2 protein-coding genes and 1 pseudogene are annotated in these 2,464 nt (G+C 67.0%); 1 reads left to right on the forward strand and 2 read right to left on the reverse strand.

The genetic code is table 11. The annotated features are described in order from the left end of the window. A pseudogene (locus QRO95_RS25125) lies at positions 1-351 on the reverse strand (energy transducer TonB); the annotation flags it as partial. 113 nt (positions 352-464) lie between these two features. On the opposite strand from QRO95_RS25125, the gene serS reads away from it, so the two are divergent. Next, positions 465-1,745, forward strand: coding sequence for a serine--tRNA ligase (gene serS, locus QRO95_RS25130; RefSeq protein ID WP_032129791.1), 1,281 nt, complete (start codon positions 465-467; stop codon positions 1,743-1,745). Positions 1,746-1,924: 179 nt separating this feature from the next. Here serS and QRO95_RS25135 read toward each other — a convergent pair whose 3' ends face one another. Continuing rightward, positions 1,925-2,275 carry a ligand-binding protein SH3 gene (locus tag QRO95_RS25135; RefSeq protein WP_285303737.1) on the reverse strand — a complete coding sequence of 117 codons (351 nt, stop codon included), beginning with the start codon at positions 2,273-2,275 and terminating at the stop codon, positions 1,925-1,927. Positions 2,276-2,464: the final 189 nt, after the last annotated feature.

Genomic DNA, 2,464 nt, shown 5'->3' on the forward strand with positions numbered 1-2,464 from the left:
CGACGCAGCGCCCGGGGCGGCCGGGGCCGGCTCGGCGATCGGGGCGGGTGGCGGCGGAGCGGTTTCGACCAGCTTCGGCGCTTCTTCCTCCACCGGTGCCGGCTTGGCGTCAGGCATGTCGCTGGAACCGGCCGCAGCGGCCAAGGGTTCCGGCAGGGGCTCGACCTGGGCGGTTTCCTGCGGGGTCTGTGCGGCCGGGTCGGCGCGGAAGAACTCCTTGTCACGGCCGGTCAGCCAGACCAGCACGAACAGCAGCACGCCCACGCCGAAGGCGATGCCGGCGATCTTCAGGGCGTTGCGCGGGATATGCACAGTGAACGACTTGGCGGACGACGAGCGGGGTGCAGACATGGACCGGACCAGTACGGAATAGCCCGATTCTGCCACGCCGGGAATGAACCGGGCGGCAGAAATCCGTATAACAAGCGATAATCCCATCCCTGATACCCACCACGACACCTGCCATGCTTGATCCAGCCCTGCTCCGCCACCAGCCCGCCGACCTCGCCGAACGCCTGCGCACCAGCCGCGGCTTCGAGCTCGACGTGTCTGCCCTGGAGTCCCTGGAGGCTGATCGCAAGCGCATCCAGGTGCGGACCCAGGAGCTGCAGAGCCTGCGTAACAGCCGTTCCAAGGCCATCGGCCAGGCCAAGGCCAAGGGCGAGGACGTCTCGGCCATCATGGCCGAGGTCGCCGCCTTCGCCGACGAGCTGAAGGCTTCGGAAGTGGCGCTGGACGAGCTGCGCGAGAAGATCGACGCCATCTCGATGGGCATTCCGAACCTGCCGGCCGATGACGTGCCGGCCGGTGCCGACGAGAACGACAACGTCGAACAGGCGCGCTGGGGAACCCCGCGTCAGTTCGACTTCAAGGTGCTCGATCACGTCGAACTGGGCGCCCGCAATGGCTGGCTGGACGGCGAAACCGCCGCCAAGCTGTCCGGTTCGCGCTTCACCGTGCTGCGCGGCCCGATCGCGCGCCTGCACCGTGCGCTGGCCCAGTTCATGGTCGACCTGCACACCGGCGAGCACGGCTATGAGGAAACCAACGTGCCGCTGCTGGTCAACGCCGATTCGCTGCGCGGCACCAGCCAGCTGCCGAAGTTCGAGGACGACCTGTTCAAGACCGCCGTGGGCGATTCCACGCGCTACCTGATCCCGACCTCGGAAGTACCGCTGACCAACATCGTGCGCGATGAGATCGTCGATGCCGAACGCCTGCCGCTGCGCATGACCGCCCACTCGATGTGCTTCCGTGCCGAGGCCGGCAGCGGTGGCCGCGACGTGCGCGGCATGATCCGCCAGCACCAGTTCGAGAAGGTCGAGCTGGTCTCGATCAGCCGCCCGGAAGACAGCGACGCCGAACACCAGCGCATGACCCGTTGCGCCGAAGTGGTGCTGGAAAAGCTGGGCCTGCCGTACCGCAAGGTGCTGCTGTGCACCGGCGACATGGGCTTCTCGGCGGTGAAGACCTACGACCTGGAAGTCTGGCTGCCGTCGCAGGAGACCTACCGCGAGATCTCCTCGTGCTCGAACTGTGGTGACTTCCAGGCCCGCCGCATGCAGGCCCGCTGGCGCAACCCGGCCACCGGCAAGCCGGAGCTGGCGCACACGCTGAACGGCTCGGGCGTGGCGGTGGGCCGCGCGATGATCGCGGTGATGGAGAACTACCAGAACGCCGACGGCAGCATCACCGTGCCGGAGGCGCTGCGCCCGTACATGGGTGGCCTGGAAACCATCGGCTGATAGCCTGATGGGGTGGGTGCCATGCTTGCATGGCACTGCTGCGGCTCTGGTGGGTGCCATGCTTGCATGGCACTGCTGCGGCTCTGGTGGGTGCCATGCTTGCATGGCACCGTATCCACGCATGGCGTGGATCTACGATGTGGGCTACATCCACGCAATGCGTGGATGAACCACCGTGATCACTCCAGAACCCGCAGCTTCTCCAACGGCACCCATCCCGGTTCGCCGGTTTCCGGCACGCACCACGCCCAGCCATTGAGCGTGCGCTCGCCACGCAGCAGCTGCCCGGGATCCACATCCAGTTCCCGCGCGCAGTAGTCTTCCGTGGTAAATGCGCCACCCTGCGCGTCGCGGCCGATCACCGGCGCCGGCACGAATCCCGGCTGCTGGCCCTCTGCCTCGCACAGGAACCAGTCTTCCCAGCCTTCAGGCCCTTCATAACGTTCGCCCACCACCAGCGGCTGGCCACGGCGCAGGGTGATCGGGTGCGGAAATTCGCTGCGGTGTGTAGTGGTCACGATGTAGTTCATGGTCCCAGCCTAACGTTCTGGTGAGCGTCGCGCATGGCAGCGTATCCACGCGCACGTGCGGTAGAGCCACGCCATGCGTGGATGACATAGCGCTCAGTCCATACGCCACAAAAAAACGGCCCCGCAAAGCGGGGCCGCCAGGGTGGGCCGGGATGGGGGAGGGGATCCCGGCCCGCGTTCCGCGCCCAG

The organism is Stenotrophomonas maltophilia group sp. Smal13 (assembly GCF_030236855.1).
GTDB classification, from domain to species: Bacteria; Pseudomonadota; Gammaproteobacteria; order Xanthomonadales; family Xanthomonadaceae; genus Stenotrophomonas; species Stenotrophomonas maltophilia_A.